Origin of the sequence: Vibrio sp. 1557 (genome assembly GCF_033340175.1) — a bacterium.
Taxonomy (GTDB): domain Bacteria; phylum Pseudomonadota; class Gammaproteobacteria; order Enterobacterales; family Vibrionaceae; genus Vibrio; species Vibrio alginolyticus.
Genome location: NZ_JAWOVZ010000015.1, coordinates 25,018 through 43,856, shown reverse-complemented (window position 1 = coordinate 43,856; position 18,839 = coordinate 25,018). Strand labels below are relative to the sequence as shown.

Genomic DNA, 18,839 nt, shown 5'->3' with positions numbered 1-18,839 from the left:
CAAAACAAAAAGGGCAGCGAAGCTGCCCTTTTCAATACCTTGCCTTACTTCATTGCTAGCAGTTTGCTGTAGCGTTCAAGCTTGTCCATGCTAACTTTCGCGTTTGCCATGAAAGTTTGTCTCGCTTTTCCTGTCAGGGATTTAGATTGTGGCAAATTCACCGTGCGCGGGTTTTTATGGACACCATTCACAAGGAACTCATAGTGCAGGTGAGGGCCAGTTACACGGCCAGTTCCGCCAAGCGTACCGATGGTTTGGCCTTGCTTAACGCGTTGACCAGCTCGTACAGTACGTTTGGTTAAGTGCAGGTACTTGGTAATGTAAGTATTACTATGTTTAATGAAAACGTAGTTACCATTAAATTTGTTGTAAGACGATTTTTGAACAACACCATCACCAGCCGCCCAAATCGGGGTGCCCACTGGTGCTGCATAGTCCGTGCCTCTATGAGGACGAACGCGTCCCGTCACTGGATGTAAGCGGCGTGGGTTGAAGTTAGACGAAACTCGACGGAAATCCAACGGCGCGCGTAAGAATGCTTTTTTCATTGCACGCCCATTTTCGTCGTAATACTTGCCACTTTTCTGATCCAATATTGCGGTAAAGGTATCGCCTTGGTTTTTAAAGATCGCAGCAATGATTTTTCCACGGCCGATTACTTCACCTTCTACCACTTCCTCTTGGTAAAGTACTCGGAAGCTGTCTTTTTTACGAATATCTAAAGCAAAGTCGATGTCCCAACCAAATATGCCAGCCAGTTCCATGATTTGGTTACCATTTAATCCAGAAGATATTCCTGCATTCCAAAAGTTTGATTTGATGGTGGCTTCAGCGTAGTTGTACTGGAAGTCGACTTCTTTCTTATCAACTTCAGAAACGTACTTGCCGTCTTTTAATGTGATACGAAAAGTCTCGAACGCGCTTAGTGTTCTTCTTAGCTGCACCAAGTCGTTATTTTCGTCAAAACCAAATTGCAATCGGTCACCAGGTCGAAGCCGAGTTAACTGTTTTTCCACTTCTTTGTCTGATGACACCAGTTCATGTAATAGACGAGCAGAAAGCCCTACGCGACTAAATAAGATGGCAGCACTCTCGCCATTTTTTACCTTGTATGTCTCCCAGCGCAGCACGGCGGGAACCGCAGGCGATGAACTATTTAGTGCACTGAGTTCGAGGGAAACTGGCACAGGATAATGTTGACCAACTTTTAATCGGCTCTGCTGCGGGTCTAGGTCTTGCGGATCAGGTAAAAAGAAGAGCGCGAAGATAATCAGCGCACTAAAAAAACCGATCAATACTTTGTGCAAGAGTGGAAGTCGGACAAAAATCGAATGCATGAGGTACTTGATTGCTAAATTAAACGGAAAAAGTGACAACTACCTAGTCTAACGTGTTTCAAAATGCATCGCTATTCAAGTAATATGTTCAGCTATTATATTTTTGCCAAATCTGTGGGAGTGAACAAGAATGGCGAGCATTGAAGCTGCACTAGCCGAGATTAAGCGCGGTGTTGAAGAGCTGATTCCAGAAGAAGAGCTAATCGCAAAACTAAAAGAAGACCGTCCTCTACGTATTAAATTGGGCGCTGATCCAACAGCACCTGACATTCACCTAGGCCATACGGTTATTTTCAATAAGCTTCGCTTGTTCCAAGAACTAGGTCATGAAGTGACGTTCCTAATCGGTGACTTCACTGCAATGGTTGGTGACCCAACAGGTAAAAACACAACTCGTCCACCGCTAAGTCGTGAAGACGTATTGCGTAACGCTGAAACGTACAAAGAGCAAGTGTTCAAAATTCTCGATCCTGCAAAGACTAAAATTCAGTTTAACTCTGAGTGGCTGTCTGAACTGGGCGCAGAAGGTATGATTCGCCTTGCGGCAAACCAAACCGTTGCTCGTATGCTAGAGCGTGACGACTTTAAAAAGCGTTACGCGGGTGGTCAGCCAATTGCTATTCATGAGTTCATGTACCCACTTCTACAAGGCTGGGACTCAGTAGCAATGGAAACGGATGTTGAATTAGGTGGTACAGACCAGAAGTTCAACCTTCTAATGGGTCGTGAACTGCAAAAGTCTCACGGTCAAAAACCTCAGGTTGTACTGATGATGCCGCTTCTAGTGGGCCTTGATGGCGAGAAGAAGATGTCTAAGTCAGCAAACAACTACATCGGTATCAGCGAAGCGCCAAGCGAAATGTTTGGTAAAATCATGTCTATTTCTGATGACCTAATGTGGAGCTACTACGAGCTGCTCTCTTTCCGTCCTCTGGAAGAGATTGCTCAATTCAAAGCTGATGTAGAAGCGGGCAAAAACCCTCGTGACATCAAAGTATTGCTAGCAAAAGAAATTATTGCTCGTTTCCACAGTGAAGCCGATGCCGATGCAGCAGAGCAAGAATTCGTAAACCGTTTTGCGAAGAACCAAATTCCTGATGAAATGCCAGAGTTTGACTTTGACGCAGGTCGCCCAGTGAGTAATCTGTTGAAAGAAGCAGGCTTATGTCCATCATCGTCAGATGCGATGCGCATGGTTAAGCAGGGCGCTGTGAAGATTGATGGTGAAAAAATTGCGGACAGCAAATTTGCTCCAGAAGCGGGTACTTACGTGTTCCAAGTCGGCAAACGTAAATTTGCTCGTATTACTATTCAGTAATTCATAATGACTGCAAATGAAAGCGTCTGAAGGGCGCTTTTTTTGTATGAAAATTTAGCAAAAACGGCAAAGTAAAACTTCCATACCTGATGAACTTTGCTACTATACTTGCGCTGCCAATAATGGCAGCGCTATCGGAGATTTACATGAACAATACCGACCATCCTCCCAGTCGTTGGGTGAGTAAGATTAAGGGAGCGAAATAACCCGCTTCGGTATTGGCGATCTCCGCCTTACCTAAGTGGTGAGGCATCTTTTCTAACTTTCTTCTCGTTATTTCCTTCATACATTCTGAATAGACAGTGCATTCGCATTGGTTTTCTCTGTGCATCTTAATTGTTGTCTGACTTTTAGCGTGCGAGAGTGGCTTTTTCATGCTTTGTCGATGGTCGTTACCAATGCCAATCGGGAGATTCGCCATGACGGTAATGAACAACACTTTTATTGAAACAACACCAAACTTTTCTGAAGTAGAAATTGGTGCAGCTCGCAATGCATTCTTGCAGTACGAGCAAGAGCAACAAGTCCATTTGCTTACGGTTATGCCGATTGATGAGGCTGTAGGTATTTTACAGCATTGCTCTGTCGGCTATGTGAATAGTCTTATTGCTCAACTTGAGCAAGCAGGTCATGACAAACGCGCACGTCATTATGCTCACCAACTGGGTCTGCATATGTCTGAAGTTGATACACCCGATGGTTATTTATCAACTAGTGTTTTAGGGCATGTAAAACAGCGTATTGGATGGATCATTGCGCTGGCTCTTTTAGGGATAGTGTCAGGCTTGATCATCGCTCAGTATGAGGACACCCTTAGTCAGCTTGTTTTACTTGCAGTGTACATGCCAGTGATTGCAGCTGCTGGTGGTAACACAGGAACACAAGCAGCAACTTTGGTGATTCGTGCTCTTGCTACTGGAGAGTTAAAAAAACGCCAATGGTTAGAAGTTTTGTGGAAAGAGAGCCGAGTCGCTCTATTTATTGCGCTAGCGATCGCTATCGTGATGATTGGACGCATTATGTTATTTAGTGCAGGACAATCAACAGGAGGCTTTGAACTGACCGATATCGCACTGGCAATAGCAGTTGCGCTGTTCATTCAAGTCACCATTTCTACAACATTGGGCGGGCTGTTGCCAATTATTGCACGAGCTTGCAAGTTGGACCCAGCCGTATTGGTGAGTCCAGTTCTTGCGTCTATCGTCGATATTTCAGGAATGTGGATTTACTTTAACGTGGTGAACTATTTCTTAGGTATTGCCTGACTAAAGTTCACAATGTCATTGTAAAAAAGCTGCTCAAAATGTGTAATCGGGGCGATGACAGGTGTGTTGTCGTCCCGTTTTTCTGGGAAGTAGTCTGAAACAAACTGAACAAAAATGGTGTTAGGTTGACCATTTTTATCCAAGCCATATCCAGCCATATTGTAAGTCCCGTAGATAGAGCCACTTTTCGCGATCAGCTGTCCTTTAATTGGAAGTTTTCGCATACTTTGTCGGTACTTTAATGTGCCGGATTCACCTGATTTCGGCATGATGGCAATCAATTTGAGTTCGTTTTCATGCTTCCAAATATAGCGCAGCATTTCAGCCATCTTGGTCGCGGAGATCCGGTTATTTCGCGAAAGTCCTGAGCCGTCTTCTAGGCGCGCATTACGAATATCAATACCAGTGTTGGCGAAAATGATCTGCTTGATCGCTTCTGTACCGTTAGTAAAACTGCCTGGCTGAACGAAAAATTTAGCACCAAGTGTTTTGGTTAATGTGTCGGCAATCAAGTTGTCAGAGTTTTTGAGCATATCTTCAAGAATGTCTGGTAAGGCCTTTGATTGATGCATTGCGATGAGCTTTCGCTGCTTTTCTGGCGCCGTACCGACCCTAATCTTTCCTGATACCCCAATGTTGAGCTCCTTGAGCAAAGTCGCCAACCTTTGACTGGTGTAACGCTCAGGGTCTTGAACCGCAAATTTCAGTGGCAATGGTTTGTCTCTTTCAACCAAGCACCCTGTTAGCTTGTAGTTGTTATCGGGATTTGCAACTAAACCTAAGTCACAATGACGACTTTTCTTAATGGTTTTAGAAACTGTTTCTACGGTACTTGTGACACGAATAGGTTGATGCTCTGGTACGTAGACCCGCGTTCCACCATCTTTTTGTGTATAGATAGAGGCTTGTACACAGTTGTTATTGAGTGTGATGGTCGATGCCGGAGCGCTGTAGCAAACTCCCAAGATATCCCACGGCCAGCCCACCGCACGGTTATAACCAGTGAATGCGCTGTTATCGAGCCATAGGTCACCGTTAATCCGTTTTAAGCCATTTTTCTTAGCTAGAGTGAGAAGTGATTTTAAGTCGTTGGTTTGGAGTGTTGGGTCGCCGACAAAGTAAATCACTGCATCTGAGTTCGATGTTTCCAGCTTGGTTCGAAACCGGAAGTTATCACCCAGTTCTAACTTCGCGGCTAATGCGGTGACGATTTTTAATGTACTCGCTGGTGGGAACAGTTGTTCGGTAGGATGAACACCGTCAAGCTCAGCATTTTCACTGAGTTTTTCCGCAACTAAACTGATGCGGGCGCCTTCAGGCAACACCTCTTGATGAGGGTACGCTTGTGAAAAAGCAGAAAGTAATGAAGAGAATATGAGCAAGGGCCAACGTAAACGCATAATGATACTTTCTAAGGTGAGTTATGTGATTGAGTATACGCAAGTCCTTTCAATATGCTAGGTAACTAAAGAAATGCTTCAAATGTCTTCATGAATGAGACACGAGAGAAAGGCGCGCTGCTTAAAATGAAGTATAAAAAATGCCCGCTTAAAGCGGGCATTCGATATTCTAGTCAAAGACCGGAATTAGAAGTCGTAACGTAGACCTAGAGCTAGCTCGTCTTCAGCATCGATCTTAGTTGCAACTGTTTTGCTAGTGTCAGTTGAACCAAACTTGTCACCTGCATCAATCAGGTTGAAGTTGTAAGAAATGTAACCACGGAAGTTAGGCTTGAAGTAGTAAGAAGCATCAACAGCAAAGTTGTTTGCAGAAGTTTCGTTGTTAGTTTCTGCATTGTTGTATGATGTTGTAAATACTGTTTGGCCTAGAGTGTAAGCACCCGCTAGCTCGTAACCAGTGTAATCAACTGTGTTACTGTTGTTTGAATCTTCCATTTTCTCGCCGTCAGTGAATACACCAGCGAAGTAAAGATCAGACATTGTGTAAGATGCAGCTAGCATGTACTCGTTAGCTTTGTCTTGATCTGCGTAACCAGCACCTAGCTCAAGACCAGTGTCAGCTAGAGCGTAGATTGCAGATAGAGAGTAACCGTCTTGTTTGTTGTCGTAGTACTCACCAGTGTTTTCGTTTTCCATACGATCAGCGAAGCGGTAGCTTGCTTTTACGCTTAGGTTTTCAAACTGGCCTTTGTAAGCCATCATGTTGTCTGTACGGTCTGATACAGCTAGTTTGTCTGCTGCAGAGTTACCGTGGTAAGCCATGATATCTGTGAAGTCAGTGATAACGCCTAGTGCACCTTCAGTTTTACCGTATGCGAACTCACCGTAAGCACCGCCAAGACCAGCGTAAGCAAGACGAGTTTCTAGATCGCTCTTGTCGTCGCCGTCTACAGTACCGTTTTGAGCAGTCTCAAATTCACCTTCCCAGAAACCAACACCGTATAGGTTGTCATTGATTTCTTGTTTACCAAGGAAGTTTAGACGGATGCGAGATTTGTCTTGAGCGTCGCCATCTTTCATAGATAGACGTGCTTCAGCACGGCCGCCCATTTCTAGAGAAGTACCGTCTTGGTTGTAAAGTTCAGCTGCGTTTACGCCAGTTGCCATAGCTGCTGCAGATACAGAAAGAGCAATTAGAGTCTTTTTCATCTTATTTGTCCTAGTTAGCTGTCCATAATCATTGTTGTATGGGGGAGAGGTGATCTCTCACAAGTTGTTGGTCCAAAATTGGCTAATTGAGCGATATAGTTCGCACTTGTAAGCCATTGATCTAACAACTCGCTGGACATGTTTTACTGCTAAAGTTTCCGTATGAGTTAGTAAAATGATATAAATCTCACTGATGAACACTGTTCAATTGTGCGTTGTTTTTATTTAAATTGCTGTTTTTTATTGAAATTATTGGCAATGACATTGACCTGACATTGATTAGTTTTTATCTTTTTTGAGGTTTTTGGTGTAATGAACAGTGTTGTTTTTCAATAAATTGAGAAGGTGATTCGCCCTAGAACCGCTCTAAAAGTGAGTTATATCATTATGCCGAAAAGGCATAGTCTTGCTGCCTTTCGAATTAAGATGATTTCGTCCGGGAGTTTGTTTACACTAAACGAAATACATCTTTAAGCGCACTACCCAGTCCTATGACAGGGTGGGCTTTTTTTGTCCAAAGACCCATTTGGGCTTGAGGTTATAAAATGGAAAAAGTTCCAATGACACTACGTGGCGAGCAAAAGCTACGTGCAGAACTCGATCGTCTACTTAAACTACGTCCTCAGATCTCAGAGGCAATTGCTGAAGCTCGTGAGCTAGGTGATTTAAAAGAGAATGCTGAATATCACGCCGCTCGTGAAGAGCAGGGCATTTGTGAAGCACAAATCCGTGACATTGAATACAAACTGTCAGTTGCTCAAGTTATTGATGTAACGAAGATGGAGAACACGGGTAAAGTTATTTTTGGTTCAACCGTAACCTTGATTGATATCGACACCGAAGAAGAAAAAACGTACCAAATCGTTGGTGATGATGAAGCCGATATCAAAGCAGGTCGCATTTCAGTGAGCTCACCTATTGCTCGTGGCCTGATTGGTAAGATGGAAGGTGATGAAGTTGCTATTCAAACTCCGGGTGGCGCGAAAGACTTCGAAATTGACCGAGTAGAATATATCTAAGTCGTTTGGAGTAGCATTACTGCCCTGATAAAACGCAAAAAGGTCGCCTCAGGCGACCTTTTTTCTTCAGCAACGTAAGTAGAGTTACTTACGAGGGATTTCGATTTTACGCTCTTCAGACTGGCGGTATAGCACAAGCACTTTACCAATAGTCTGAACTTTTTCAGCGCCCGTCTCACGTACGATAGCGTCGATGATTAGCTGTTTTGTTTCACGATCTTCCGAAGCAACTTTTACTTTGATAAGTTCGTGATGGTTAAGAGCGATTTCAATTTCTGCTAGCACGGCTTCTGTAAGTCCATTTGCGCCCATTAGCACAACAGGTTTTAAACTGTGAGCTAGGCCTTTAAGGTGCTGCTTTTGTTTGGTGCTTAGGTTCATTACGCGGCCAATTTTCTTTAAAATAAGGGTTGAAAAAAGCTATTTTAACGCCATCTATTGCTGAAGACTATAATTTATTGATTAATAGGTAGCGCCTATTAAAACAATAGCTCCAATTTGTGCCTTGTTGGGATTAAAATGAGTAAACAAAAACATTCGGCTAGTTCTGGTCGTTGGTTGAAAGAACACTTTGATGATAAATACGCGAATGAAGCCCGAAAAAAAGGCTACCGCTCACGTGCTTATTTCAAGATCGATGAGATTCAAACGAAAGATAAATTGTTAAAGCCTGGAATGACAGTCGTCGACTTGGGGGCTGCGCCGGGCGGATGGTCTCAATATGCTGCTAAGATAGTAGGGGACAGTGGTCAGATCATTGCGTGTGACTTGCTTCCTATGGACCCGATTGCTGGCGTTAGCTTTTTACAAGGCGACTTTCGTGATGATGCAGTATTGGAAGCTTTGCTAGAAAGGATCCAACCTTCCATGGTAGACGTAGTAATGTCTGATATGGCGCCTAACATCGCGGGAAACAATTCTGTTGATCAACCTCGCGCTATGTATTTAGTTGAATTAGCTTTAGATATGTGTCGACAAGTTCTAGCGCCTAATGGTAGCTTTGTCGTAAAGGTTTTCCAAGGGGAGGGCTTCGATCAGTATGTGAAAGAAGTCCGAGACATGTTTAAAGCCGTAAAAATTAGAAAACCAGACTCATCGCGAGCTCGCTCTCGAGAGGTCTTCGTCGTAGCCACTGGTTACAAAGGTTAACCATTTTGCTCTCTTGAGAGCGTGTTAACACTATAGCTACAGTTAATGAACTGTAGTACCCTACCTTTAATTACAATTAGTTATCGAGAGGCTTACACCTTGAGTGACATGGCAAAAAATTTAATTCTGTGGCTTGTTATCGCCGTCGTATTGATGTCGGTATTCCAGAGCTTTGGCCCTGGAGAAAGCAATGGCAGAACCGTGGATTACACCACGTTTGTACAGGAAGTTGGCCAAGGCCAGATTCAAGAAGCAACTTTTAAAGACGGTGAAATTAGCTTTGTTCGTCGTGGCGGCGGTGCCAAAATGGTCACTTACATGCCAGTGTATGACCAAAAGCTTCTAGATGACCTAATTAACCAAAACGTGAAAGTACAAGGCACGCCTCCAGAAGAGCAAAGCTTGCTTGGTACAATCTTCATCTCTTGGTTCCCAATGATCTTACTAATTGGTGTATGGATTTTCTTCATGCGTCAAATGCAGGGCGGCGGTGGTAAAGGCGCCATGTCTTTTGGTAAGAGCAAAGCTCGAATGATGAGCGAAGAACAAATCAAGACAACTTTTGCTGACGTTGCTGGTTGTGACGAAGCAAAAGAAGACGTGAAAGAACTGGTGGACTACCTACGCGATCCAAGCCGCTTCCAAAAACTGGGCGGTAAGATTCCAACGGGTGTTCTAATGGTTGGTCCTCCTGGTACGGGTAAAACGCTTCTAGCGAAAGCCATTGCCGGTGAGGCGAAAGTACCATTCTTTACTATCTCTGGTTCTGATTTCGTAGAAATGTTCGTTGGTGTTGGTGCATCTCGTGTTCGTGACATGTTTGAACAAGCAAAGAAAGCCGCACCTTGTATCATCTTTATCGATGAGATCGATGCGGTAGGTCGTCAACGTGGCGCAGGTGTTGGTGGTGGTCATGATGAACGTGAACAAACACTAAACCAAATGCTCGTTGAGATGGATGGTTTCGAAGGTAACGAAGGTATTATCGTTATCGCTGCGACTAACCGTCCGGACGTGCTAGACCCTGCGCTACTGCGTCCTGGTCGTTTTGACCGCCAAGTGGTAGTTGGTCTTCCAGATGTACGTGGCCGTGAACAGATCCTAAAAGTTCACATGCGTAAAGTCCCTCTAGCGGGTGATGTAGAGCCTTCTCTCATCGCACGTGGTACTCCAGGCTTCTCTGGTGCTGACCTAGCAAACTTAGTTAACGAAGCAGCCCTGTTTGCTGCGCGCGGTAACAAGCGCAACGTTTCTATGGTTGAGTTTGAACTGGCGAAAGACAAAATCATGATGGGTGCTGAGCGCCGTTCAATGGTGATGTCCGAGGAAGTGAAAGAGTCAACAGCATACCACGAAGCGGGTCACGCGATTGTTGGTCGCTTGGTTCCTGAACACGATCCAGTGTACAAAGTGTCTATCATTCCACGTGGTCGTGCGTTGGGTGTAACAATGTACCTTCCAGAGCAGGACCGCGTGAGTATGTCTCGCCAACACCTAGAATCAATGATTTCTAGCTTGTACGGTGGTCGTTTAGCAGAAGAGCTTATCTACGGTGCTGACAAAGTATCAACCGGTGCTTCTAATGATATCGAGCGTGCAACAGATATTGCTCGTAAGATGGTTACTCAATGGGGTTTCTCTGAAAAGCTTGGCCCTCTGCTGTATGCAGAAGATGAAGGCGAAGTCTTCTTAGGGCGTAGTGTAACTCAGACTAAACATGTGTCTGACGATACAGCGAAGTTGATTGATGACGAAGTTCGTCAGATCATTGACCGCAACTACGATCGTGCGAAGAAGATTCTTCAAGAGAACATGGATATCATGCATGCGATGAAAGATGCGCTGATGAAGTATGAAACCATTGATGCTCGCCAGATTGATGACTTAATGGAGCGCAAAGCTGAAATTCGTGAGCCTGCGGGCTGGAGTGATAACTCAGCAAGCAAACCAGAAGACAGCGACAAGCCTCAAGCAAAGCAAGAAGTTAAAGAAGAAGCAACGGAGACTGCGAAAGATGCAGAACAGCCTAGCTCTTCTGAAACAACTTCTAACGAAGCGCCTGAAAAGAAAGACTCTGAGTAAAGAGTATCGATAATATTAAACCCCGAGTTATCTCGGGGTTTTTGTGTTTATGATGATGATTACAGCAAATAACAAATCTTTGGACCTTTCGCGTCCACATGTCATGGCCATTCTAAATGTGACACCGGATTCCTTTTCGGATGGCGGTAAATACAACTCAATTGAACTTGCTCTTGCTCAAGTTGATAAAATGATAAAGGCTGGTGTAAGTATTGTTGATGTTGGTGGTGAATCGACAAGACCTGGTGCACCGGATGTGTCTTTGGAAGAAGAGCTTAGGCGTGTTGTCCCAGTAATCAAAGCCATTCGTGAAAAGTATGATGTGTGGATTTCCGTTGACACCAGTAAAGCAGAAGTGATGCGTCAAGCAATTGATGCTGGGGCTGATTTGATCAATGACATCCGCTCGCTGCAAGAGCCTGGTGCTCTGGAAGTCGCAGCAGAAGCAAACCTTCCAATTTGTCTGATGCATATGAAAGGTCAACCTAGGACCATGCAAGTTGACCCTCATTATGATGATTTAATGGGGGACGTGTCGGCTTTTCTAGAAGAACGTATCGCGGCGTGTGAAGCTGCAGGGATTGATAAATCTCAACTGATTCTCGATCCTGGGTTTGGCTTTGGCAAAACAATCGAACACAATTATCATATGCTTGCTCATCTTGAAAAGTTTCATGAATTCGGCCTGCCTATTTTGGCTGGCATGTCTCGTAAATCCATGATCTTCAAACTGTTAGACAAGCCAGCGGCAGAGTGTACGAACGCAAGTGTTGTTTGTGCTACGATTGCCGCGATGAAAGGCGCGCAGATCATTCGCGTGCATGACTTTGAAGAGACAATCGAAGCAATGAAAGTTGTTGAGATGACGAAAAACAATATTTAAAAATAATAAAGGAAAGTTTATGTCGAATGAAAGACGTTACTTTGGTACTGACGGTGTGCGCGGTAAAGTAGGACAATACCCAATCACTCCAGACTTCGTACTTAAGCTTGGCTGGGCTGCTGGTCGTGTACTAGCGAAACAAGGCACAAAGAAAGTTATCATAGGTAAAGATACACGCATTTCAGGTTATATGCTTGAATCTGCACTAGAGGCTGGCCTTGCAGCTGCGGGACTTAAAGCAACATTTACTGGTCCCATGCCAACTCCAGCTGTGGCATATTTAACTCAGACTTTCCGTGCCGAGGCTGGTATTGTGATTTCTGCATCACATAACCCATATTACGACAACGGCATTAAATTCTTTTCTTCTGAGGGTACTAAGCTACCTGACGATATCGAATTGGCGATCGAAGCTGAGTTAGATAAAGAAATTGAATGTGTGGAGTCGGCTGAGCTTGGTAAAGCAACCCGCCTAAATGATGCAGCTGGTCGTTACATCGAGTTCTGTAAGAGTACTTTCCCATCTGAGTTGAGCCTTGCGAACTTTAAGATCGTAGTAGACTGTGCGCACGGTGCAACGTACCACATCGCTCCAAATGTTTTCAAAGAACTTGGGGCAGAAGTTATCGCTATGGGCGTAGAGCCTAACGGCATCAACATTAATGAAAAAGTGGGCGCAACAGACGTACGAGCTCTTCAACAGCGTGTTGTTGAAGAGCAAGCGCATCTTGGTCTCGCATTTGATGGTGATGGTGACCGCATCATTATGGTCGACCACCTAGGTAACAAAGTTGATGGTGACCAAATTGCTTATATCATCGCTCGTGATGCACTTCGTCGTGGTGAGCTAAAGGGTGGTGTTGTTGGTACACTAATGACTAACTTGGGTATGGAAAATGGTTTAAAGCAGCTAGGCATTCCGTTTGTACGTGCTGCTGTTGGTGACCGTTATGTCATGGAGCAACTGCTAGAAAAAGGTTGGAAAATTGGTGCTGAAAACTCAGGCCATGTGATCTTATTAGATAAAGTCACAACCGGCGATGCGATTGTTGCTGCACTTCAAGTACTTGCTTCTGTAATTGGCAGCGATATGTCTTTATATGAACTATCGCAAGGAATGACATTATATCCTCAGGTTTTAGAAAATGTCCGTTTCTCAGGAGAAAGTAACCCTCTTGAAGCTACAGCTGTATTAAACGCTGTCGCTGAAGTAGAGGCGACACTTGGTGATAAAGGGCGTGTACTGCTGCGTAAGTCTGGCACTGAGCCTTTGATCCGCGTTATGGTGGAAGGCGAAGATGGTGAACTAGTTCAACACTCAGCATTGAAAATCGCTGAGGCTGTTAAAGCAAGTTGTTAATCATTGCGTTAAAGCATGTCTTGAATGAAAAGGGCATCTTTTGCCCTTTTTTTGAGCGCTTAACGCATTGGCATTGATTTTTTACTAATTTTCCCTTGTCAGCGTTACTGGCTTTCGCTAGTATTGCTCCGCCTCCCGTTAGGAGGTCGCTAGCCTTGTTCATTATGATTTGTTCTTTTGAACGGCGCTGGCTCAACAATTTGGAACATAGGTGGAAAAAATGTTTTCAGTTCTACTTGTGATTTACCTGTTGGCAGCGCTTGGTGTGATTGGCCTTGTGTTGATTCAACAAGGTAAAGGCGCAGATATGGGAGCCTCGTTCGGTGCTGGTGCTTCAAACACAGTGTTTGGTGCTGGCGGCTCAGGTAATTTCTTAACCCGAACAACTGCTATTTTAGCAACCGTATTCTTTATCGTTAGCTTGTTACTTGGTCGTATGTCTACGCACCAGACTGAATCACAATGGGTAGACCCAACGTTAGGTCAACCAGTTGTTGAACAAGTTAAGGATGCAGCGAGTGAAGTTCCTGCCCCTGCGGGTGATGAAATTCCTCAATAAGCTGTAAGGTTTTGATGCCGAGATGGTGAAATTGGTAGACACGCTAGCATGAGGTGCTAGTGCCTTAGGTGTGAGGGTTCGAGTCCCTCTCTCGGCACCATGTATTTACAAACTTGTAAATCACTTGTTTGCGAGTATAATGCTCAGCAAGTCGGACGCGGGGTGGAGCAGCTTGGTAGCTCGTCGGGCTCATAACCCGAAGGTCGTCGGTTCAAATCCGGCCCCCGCAACCAATCTCTTTCTTTAAAAGGAAATCGTAGATTGGCAAGTTTGCGTAGTGCTAACCACACTACGAGTTAAGAAAAGCAATTGTTGGCTATTCTTAACGTATCAGGGTCCAGCAGCATAAAACCCCGACTATCGGGGTTTTTTGTTATCTGAGCTTTTTGAAATAGCTCAGATACTGCTTGGTTTTTTGATTGGGCTCTGAGCCCTTTTTTTGTTTCTGGAGTGGTTAAATGACTGGTTTAGAAAGACAACTTACTGAAATGCTTGACGCGCCAGTAGCGGCATCAGGTTATGAGTTAGTTGGATTAGAATTCATTCGTGCAGGCGCGCACTCAACGTTACGTATCTACATTGACCATGAAAATGGTATTAACGTAGACGACTGTGCAGAAGTTAGCCACCAAGTTAGTGCAGTTTTAGACGTTGAAGATCCAATTTCTGTTGCTTACAGCCTAGAAGTGTCTTCTCCAGGTTTAGAAAGACCACTTTTTAAAGCAGCACATTACGAGCAATTTATTGGTCACGAGGTCAGCATCGTATTGAAAATGGCTGTAGCAAACCGTCGTAAGTGGAAAGGTATTATCCACGGTGTTGATGGCGAAACAGTGACAATTACTGTAGACGGTCAGCAAGAAGAGTTTGCTCTAAGTAACATTTCCAAAGCTAACCTGATCCCTAAATTTTAGTTCCCTAAAAAAGTTTAAGCTTAGAGGCTAAATATAATGAGTAAAGAAATTTTAGCGGTAGCAGAAGCGGTATCGAACGAAAAAGCGGTACCTCGTGAGCGTATCTTTGAGGCTCTTGAGATTGCTCTAGCAACTTCTACAAAGAAAAAATACGAAATCGAAATCGACGTACGTGTTGCCATTGACCGTAAAACCGGTGAGTTTGTCACTTACCGCCGTTGGTTAGTTGTTGATGACGTTGAGAACCCTACAAAAGAGATCTCACTAGAAGCAGCGCAATACGAAGATGACTCAATCGAGCTTGGCGACTACGTAGAAGACGAAATCGAATCAGTAACGTTTGACCGTATTACGACTCAAACTGCTAAGCAAGTTATCGTACAAAAAGTTCGTGAAGCTGAGCGCGCACAAATCGTTGAACAGTTCATCGACAATGAAGGTGATCTAATCACTGGTGTCGTGAAAAAAGTAAACCGTGACACAATCGTGCTTGATCTTGGTAATAACGCTGAAGCGGTAATCCTGCGTGATGACCAACTTCCTCGTGAAAACTTCCGTCCAGGCGACCGCGTACGTGGCCTTCTTTACAAAGTCGCGCCTGAAGCACGTGGTTTCCAATTGTTCATCACTCGTTCTAAGCCAGAAATGTTGGCAGAACTGTTCCGTGTTGAAGTGCCTGAAATCGCAGAAGATATTATCGAGTTGAAAGGCGCGGCACGTGATCCTGGTTCTCGCGCTAAGATCGCTGTCAAAACAAATGACAAACGTATCGACCCTGTAGGTGCGTGTGTTGGTATGCGTGGTGCACGTGTACAAGCTGTTTCTGGCGAACTTGGTGGTGAGCGTATCGATATCGTTCTTTGGGATGATAACCCAGCTCAATTCGTTATCAACGCAATGGCGCCAGCTGATGTTGCTTCTATCATCGTTGATGAGGATGCACACTCAATGGACATCGCAGTTGAAGCTGACAACCTAGCGCAAGCTATTGGTCGTAACGGTCAAAACGTGCGTCTAGCATCTCAACTAACCGGTTGGGAACTGAATGTTATGACAGTTGCTGATCTTCAGAAGAAACACGCTGAAGAATCACAAGCATCTATTGAAAACTTCATGAAGTACCTAGATATTGAAGAAGACTTCGCTCAACTTCTTGTTGAAGAAGGTTTCTCAACGCTAGAAGAAATCGCATACGTGCCAGTTAACGAGCTACTAGAAATCGATGGTTTGAATGAAGAACTAATCGAAGAGCTTCGTGGACGTGCAAAAGATGCACTAACGACGATCGCACTAGCACAAGAAGAGTCTTTTGAAGGTCTAGAACCAGCTGAGGACCTACTTGCACTTGAAGGTCTTGAGCGTGAGATGGCATTTAAATTGGCAGCGAAAGGTGTAGCGACACTGGAAGATCTTGCTGACCAAGGTATTGACGATTTAGAAGGTATCGAAGGCCTGACCGAGGAACGTGCAGGTGAGCTAATTATGGCCGCACGTAACATCTGTTGGTTCGGCGAAGAAGCATAATTTTCGGCAAGGAGGAAGCGGCATGACACAATTAACAGTTAAAGCACTGAGTGATGAGATTGGTACGCCAGTCGACCGCTTGATTGAACAACTTGCTGACGCTGGCATTAAAAAGGCGAGCTCTGACAATGTTACTGATGAAGAGAAGCAGAAGCTTCTCTCTCATTTAAAGAAAGAACACGGTGATAAATCAGGTGATTCAGAGCCGACTCGCCTTACGCTTCAGCGTAAAACTCGTAGTACACTTAGTGTGAACGCGGGTGGTGGTAAGAGTAAGAATGTTCAGGTTGAGGTGCGCAAAAAACGTACATACGTGAAGCGCAGCACAATTGAAGATGAAGCGAAACGTGAAGCTGAAGAAGCAGCACAACGTGAAGCAGAAGAAGCAGCAAAACGTGCAGCAGAAGAAGCTGCAAAACGTGAAGCTGAAGAAGCTGCAAAACGTGAAGCTGAAGAAGCTGCAAAACGTGAAGCGGAAGAAAAAGCGAAACGTGAAGCTGAAGAAAAAGCGAAGCGAGACGTAGATACGAATGCACAACGTAATGCTGAAGAAAAAGCAAAGCGTGATGCTGAAGAGAAAATTAAGCAAGAAGCAGCGCGAAAAGAGGCCGACGAGCTTAAACGTCGTCAGGAAGAAGAAGCTAAGCGTAAGGCTGAAGAGGAAAGTCAGCGCAAGCTTGAAGAAGCTCGCGAATTGGCTGAAAAGAATAAAGAGCGTTGGTCTGCTGCAGAAGAGAAAAAGGGTGATATGGAAGATACAGATTACCATGTAACGACTTCACAATACGCACGTGAAGCCGAAGATGAAGCAGATCGCAAAGTAGAAGGCGGTCGTCGTAAGAAGAAAAAAGCAGCTTCGGGTAAAGACGACCAAGCTCGCGGTGGCCGTAACAACCAACGTGGCGGTAGAGGTCGTAAGGGCAAACTTGCTAAGCCGACTTCAATGCAGCACGGGTTTGATAAGTCAGCAACGGTTGCTAAGCAAGACGTTGTAATTGGCGAAACGATCGTTCTATCAGAACTTGCTAACAAGATGTCGGTTAAAGCGACAGAAGTTATCAAAGTAATGATGAAGATGGGCGCTATGGCGACTATCAACCAAGTGATCGACCAAGAAACAGCACAACTTGTTGCTGAAGAAATGGGCCATAAAGTAGTTCTTCGTAAAGAGAACGAACTGGAAGAAGCGGTACTATCTGACCGTGACACTAACGCGGAAGCAGTTCCACGTGCTCCAGTTGTTACTATCATGGGTCACGTTGACCACGGTAAAACGTCAACACTTGACTACATCCGTCGCACACACGTTGCTTCTGGCGAAGCGGGTGGTATTACTCAGCACATTGGTGCGTACCACGTTGAAACAGACAACGGCATGATCACGTTCCTTGATACTCCTGGACACGCAGCGTTTACTGCAATGCGTGCTCGTGGTGCTCAAGCAACAGATATCGTTGTTCTTGTTGTTGCAGCAGACGATGGCGTAATGCCACAAACAGTAGAAGCGATTCAGCACGCGAAAGCGGCAGGCGTTCCTCTAATTGTTGCTGTGAACAAGATCGATAAAGAAGACGCGAACCCAGATAACGTTAAGAACGAGCTTGCTCAATACGACGTTATTCCTGAAGAGTGGGGAGGTGAGAACATGTTCGTTCACATCTCTGCTAAACAGGGTACAAACATCGATGGTCTTCTAGAAGCAATCCTTCTTCAGTCTGAAGTTCTTGAACTTACAGCTGTAGCTGAGGGCATGGCATCTGGTGTTGTTGTTGAATCTCGCCTAGATAAAGGTCGTGGTCCAGTTGCAACAGTACTTGTTCAATCAGGTACACTAAACAAAGGCGACATCGTTCTTTGTGGTCAAGAATACGGCCGTGTTCGTGCAATGCGTGATGAGCTAGGTAAAGAAATTACTTCGGCTGGCCCATCTATCCCTGTAGAGATCCTAGGTCTTTCAGGTGTACCATCTTCAGGTGATGAAGCAACAGTAGTTCGTGACGAGCGTAAAGCGCGTGAAGTAGCTAACTACCGTGCTGGTAAGTTCCGTGAAGTGAAACTTGCTCGTCAGCAGAAATCTAAACTAGAGAACATGTTCTCTAACATGACTGCTGGTGAAGTTGCTGAACTTAACGTTGTACTTAAAGCAGACGTTCAAGGTTCTGTAGAAGCAATCGCTGACTCACTAGTTAAGCTATCTACTGACGAAGTTAAAGTGAACATCGTTGGTTCTGGTGTAGGTGGTATTACGGAAACTGACGTAGTACTAGCGGAAGCTTCAAACGCAATCATCCTTGGCTTTAACGTTCGTGCAGATGCTTCTGCTCGCCGTGCTGTTGAAGCCGCAGCTGTTGACTTACGTTACTACTCAATCATTTACCAATTGATTGATGAAGTGAAACAAGCAATGGGCGGTATGCTTGCTCCAGAATTCAAGCAAGAGATCATTGGTCTTGCTGAAGTTCGTGACGTGTTTAAGTCACCGAAACTGGGCGCTATCGCTGGTTGTATGGTTACAGAAGGTGTGATCAAGCGTAACAACCCAATCCGTGTACTACGTGATAACGTTGTTATTTACGAAGGTGAACTAGAGTCACTACGTCGTTTCAAAGATGACGTTCAAGAAGTTAAGAATGGCTACGAATGTGGTATCGGCGTTAAGAACTACAATGATGTTCGCGTTGGTGACCAAATCGAAGTCTTCGAAATCGTTGAAATTAAACGTACTCTAGACTAATTGACTAAAATTACTAATATTGTCTTTGAAAGATAAGTAGTAATTGGTTGTTGAATACACCATGGGGGGCTGGCTTTGACCAACCC

At 44.6% G+C, this 18,839-nt stretch carries 15 protein-coding genes and 2 tRNA genes; 13 read left to right on the top strand and 4 right to left on the bottom strand.

What is annotated here, in order from left to right; genetic code table 11:
• Positions 1-44 precede the first annotated feature (44 nt).
• On the bottom strand, positions 45-1,337 hold the full coding sequence (locus tag R7070_RS16855; RefSeq protein WP_256900262.1) for a peptidoglycan DD-metalloendopeptidase family protein: 1,293 nt from the start codon (positions 1,335-1,337) through the stop codon (positions 45-47).
• Positions 1,338-1,467: 130 nt separating this feature from the next.
• On the opposite strand from R7070_RS16855, the gene tyrS reads away from it, so the two are divergent.
• Both tyrS and R7070_RS16845 read left to right on the top strand, forming a co-directional pair.
• A complete protein-coding gene (gene tyrS / locus R7070_RS16850) occupies positions 1,468-2,655 on the top strand; it encodes a tyrosine--tRNA ligase (protein WP_017820416.1) in 1,188 nt (395 codons plus the stop codon).
• Between the two features lie 419 nt (positions 2,656-3,074).
• The gene (locus R7070_RS16845; protein WP_005380062.1) at positions 3,075-3,920 is read left to right on the top strand and encodes a magnesium transporter; all 846 of its coding nucleotides are present in this window, start codon (positions 3,075-3,077) and stop codon (positions 3,918-3,920) included.
• On the opposite strand, the gene dacB is transcribed toward R7070_RS16845, so the two are convergent.
• Positions 3,899-5,320 carry a serine-type D-Ala-D-Ala carboxypeptidase gene (dacB, locus tag R7070_RS16840; protein ID WP_017820417.1) on the bottom strand — a complete coding sequence of 474 codons (1,422 nt, stop codon included), beginning with the start codon at positions 5,318-5,320 and terminating at the stop codon, positions 3,899-3,901. The two genes, R7070_RS16845 and dacB, sit on opposite strands and share 22 nt — an antisense overlap.
• A 186-nt stretch (positions 5,321-5,506) precedes the next feature.
• Positions 5,507-6,529: a porin gene (locus R7070_RS16835; RefSeq protein WP_005386521.1), complete on the bottom strand. Its 1,023-nt coding sequence runs from the start codon at positions 6,527-6,529 to the stop codon at positions 5,507-5,509.
• 545 nt (positions 6,530-7,074) lie between these two features.
• Here R7070_RS16835 and greA point away from each other — a divergent pair.
• A complete protein-coding gene (gene greA / locus R7070_RS16830) occupies positions 7,075-7,548 on the top strand; it encodes a transcription elongation factor GreA (protein WP_005380065.1) in 474 nt (157 codons plus the stop codon).
• An 84-nt stretch (positions 7,549-7,632) separates the two neighbouring features.
• Here greA and yhbY read toward each other — a convergent pair whose 3' ends face one another.
• Positions 7,633-7,929, bottom strand: coding sequence for a ribosome assembly RNA-binding protein YhbY (yhbY, locus tag R7070_RS16825; RefSeq protein WP_005380066.1), 297 nt, complete (start codon positions 7,927-7,929; stop codon positions 7,633-7,635).
• A gap of 138 nt (positions 7,930-8,067) precedes the next feature.
• On the opposite strand from yhbY, the gene rlmE reads away from it, so the two are divergent.
• From rlmE to infB, 10 genes are all read left to right on the top strand, one after another.
• Positions 8,068-8,697 carry a 23S rRNA (uridine(2552)-2'-O)-methyltransferase RlmE gene (rlmE, locus tag R7070_RS16820; protein ID WP_005388985.1) on the top strand — a complete coding sequence of 210 codons (630 nt, stop codon included), beginning with the start codon at positions 8,068-8,070 and terminating at the stop codon, positions 8,695-8,697.
• Between the two features lie 108 nt (positions 8,698-8,805).
• Positions 8,806-10,779, top strand: a complete 1,974-nt coding sequence (gene ftsH / locus R7070_RS16815; RefSeq protein WP_017635895.1) for an ATP-dependent zinc metalloprotease FtsH — start codon at positions 8,806-8,808, stop codon at positions 10,777-10,779.
• 52 nt (positions 10,780-10,831) lie between these two features.
• Entirely contained in the window at positions 10,832-11,662 is an 831-nt protein-coding gene (gene folP, locus R7070_RS16810; protein ID WP_017820419.1) for a dihydropteroate synthase, read from the top strand.
• 19 nt (positions 11,663-11,681) lie between these two features.
• On the top strand, positions 11,682-13,022 hold the full coding sequence (gene glmM, locus R7070_RS16805) for a phosphoglucosamine mutase (RefSeq protein ID WP_005388992.1): 1,341 nt from the start codon (positions 11,682-11,684) through the stop codon (positions 13,020-13,022).
• A gap of 220 nt (positions 13,023-13,242) precedes the next feature.
• Entirely contained in the window at positions 13,243-13,581 is a 339-nt protein-coding gene (gene secG / locus R7070_RS16800; RefSeq protein WP_005380080.1) for a preprotein translocase subunit SecG, read from the top strand.
• 16 nt (positions 13,582-13,597) lie between these two features.
• Positions 13,598-13,681: transfer RNA gene (locus tag R7070_RS16795), tRNA-Leu, on the top strand.
• A gap of 56 nt (positions 13,682-13,737) precedes the next feature.
• Positions 13,738-13,814, top strand: a tRNA-Met gene (locus R7070_RS16790).
• 225 nt (positions 13,815-14,039) lie between these two features.
• Positions 14,040-14,495 (top strand): ribosome maturation factor RimP, encoded by a 456-nt coding sequence (gene rimP, locus R7070_RS16785; protein ID WP_005386424.1) that lies wholly within the window; start codon positions 14,040-14,042, stop codon positions 14,493-14,495.
• Positions 14,496-14,531: 36 nt separating this feature from the next.
• Positions 14,532-16,019 carry a transcription termination factor NusA gene (nusA, locus tag R7070_RS16780; RefSeq protein WP_005380084.1) on the top strand — a complete coding sequence of 496 codons (1,488 nt, stop codon included), beginning with the start codon at positions 14,532-14,534 and terminating at the stop codon, positions 16,017-16,019.
• Between the two features lie 22 nt (positions 16,020-16,041).
• Positions 16,042-18,753, top strand: a complete 2,712-nt coding sequence (infB, locus tag R7070_RS16775) for a translation initiation factor IF-2 (protein WP_005380086.1) — start codon at positions 16,042-16,044, stop codon at positions 18,751-18,753.
• Positions 18,754-18,839: the final 86 nt, after the last annotated feature.

What these genes read in the sequence shown, in the direction of transcription:
- R7070_RS16855 (WP_256900262.1), bottom strand. Translation starts at nt 1,337, where the DNA reads ATGCATTCGATTTTTGTCCGACTTCCACTCTTGCACAAAGTATTGATC.
- greA (WP_005380065.1), top strand. Translation starts at nt 7,075, where the DNA reads ATGGAAAAAGTTCCAATGACACTACGTGGCGAGCAAAAGCTACGTGCA.
- secG (WP_005380080.1), top strand. Translation starts at nt 13,243, where the DNA reads ATGTTTTCAGTTCTACTTGTGATTTACCTGTTGGCAGCGCTTGGTGTG.
- rimP (WP_005386424.1), top strand. Translation starts at nt 14,040, where the DNA reads ATGACTGGTTTAGAAAGACAACTTACTGAAATGCTTGACGCGCCAGTA.
- glmM (WP_005388992.1), top strand. Translation starts at nt 11,682, where the DNA reads ATGTCGAATGAAAGACGTTACTTTGGTACTGACGGTGTGCGCGGTAAA.
- yhbY (WP_005380066.1), bottom strand. Translation starts at nt 7,929, where the DNA reads ATGAACCTAAGCACCAAACAAAAGCAGCACCTTAAAGGCCTAGCTCAC.
- rlmE (WP_005388985.1), top strand. Translation starts at nt 8,068, where the DNA reads ATGAGTAAACAAAAACATTCGGCTAGTTCTGGTCGTTGGTTGAAAGAA.
- infB (WP_005380086.1), top strand. Translation starts at nt 16,042, where the DNA reads ATGACACAATTAACAGTTAAAGCACTGAGTGATGAGATTGGTACGCCA.
- R7070_RS16835 (WP_005386521.1), bottom strand. Translation starts at nt 6,529, where the DNA reads ATGAAAAAGACTCTAATTGCTCTTTCTGTATCTGCAGCAGCTATGGCA.
- ftsH (WP_017635895.1), top strand. Translation starts at nt 8,806, where the DNA reads ATGGCAAAAAATTTAATTCTGTGGCTTGTTATCGCCGTCGTATTGATG.
- nusA (WP_005380084.1), top strand. Translation starts at nt 14,532, where the DNA reads ATGAGTAAAGAAATTTTAGCGGTAGCAGAAGCGGTATCGAACGAAAAA.
- R7070_RS16845 (WP_005380062.1), top strand. Translation starts at nt 3,075, where the DNA reads ATGACGGTAATGAACAACACTTTTATTGAAACAACACCAAACTTTTCT.
- dacB (WP_017820417.1), bottom strand. Translation starts at nt 5,320, where the DNA reads ATGCGTTTACGTTGGCCCTTGCTCATATTCTCTTCATTACTTTCTGCT.
- folP (WP_017820419.1), top strand. Translation starts at nt 10,832, where the DNA reads ATGATGATTACAGCAAATAACAAATCTTTGGACCTTTCGCGTCCACAT.
- tyrS (WP_017820416.1), top strand. Translation starts at nt 1,468, where the DNA reads ATGGCGAGCATTGAAGCTGCACTAGCCGAGATTAAGCGCGGTGTTGAA.